Raw genomic sequence first — 875 nt, 5'->3', positions numbered from 1 at the left:
ATGATCACCTTCGGCGTCGCGGGTGGATACGAGGCTGCGCGAACGACCGTCGAATCGACGGAGCTCGCGAGTTTGCTCGCCAATGTTGGTGACGCGAAGACGCTGATCCTTCACCCAGCCAGCACCACTCATCAGCAACTCACCGATACTGAACGAGACGCCTCTGGTGTTACCGATGACCTCGTGCGTCTTTCGGTCGGCATTGAGGACCCGGCCCGGATTATCGCAGATCTGGAGATGGCAATCGAGACCGCAAGCACTGCGAACTAACCGGCGGTTTCGACTGCCAATCGGCCAGTGAATAGGTGCATTTTCAATTCGGGATCGCGAGGGGATGGTATGATGGCACATAGCTATCAGAGTGCCGGTGAGATTTCGCCTGACATTCCAGATGTCGTCCGGTTTGATCTCCGCGCATCTCGATACGTCGTAACTCGTCAGCGGCCGTCTTGATTGCACCGCAAAGCGTGATTCACTTGCGTGCTTACCTACCCAGATAATGAGATGTCGAGACGAATAGCGAAGAGTTGACAAACCGAGGTCAACAAGCTTAACGCAGATACGGCCCTTCGGTTAGATATGACATGGTCCAACCAAGAGTGGTGGCCAGACCTACTACGACTGGATGTCCTCGACGATAACACTGCGGACACCAATCCGTACGGCGAGGACTTCGACTATGCCGAGGAATTCGAGAAACTCGACCTCGAGGAAGTGAAGTCAAACATCGAGGACGTGATGACGGATTCACAGGACTGGTGGCCGGCCGACTACGGTCACTACGGACCGTTTTTCATCCGGATGGCGTGGCACAGCGCTGGGACGTACCGAACTGCCGACGGTCGTGCCGGTGCGGCCGGTGGCCTCCAGCGCCT

The 875-nt window shown here is 56.6% G+C and carries 1 protein-coding gene and 1 pseudogene; both read left to right on the top strand.

All coding sequences use genetic code 11. The features are described from left to right. On the top strand, positions 1 to 270 hold a 270-nt coding region (locus tag PHA81_RS20805), incomplete at its 5' end, for a PLP-dependent transferase (RefSeq protein ID WP_273838799.1). 309 nt (positions 271 to 579) lie between these two features. After that, positions 580 to 875: pseudogene (locus PHA81_RS20800) on the top strand (catalase-peroxidase); the annotation flags it as partial.

The sequence above is a fragment of the Halococcus sp. PRR34 genome (assembly GCF_028617175.1).
Classification (GTDB): domain Archaea; phylum Halobacteriota; class Halobacteria; order Halobacteriales; family Halococcaceae; genus Halococcus; species Halococcus salifodinae.
Note: the sequence above shows the minus strand (reverse complement) of the source record. Positions and strands in the feature narration are given on the sequence as shown.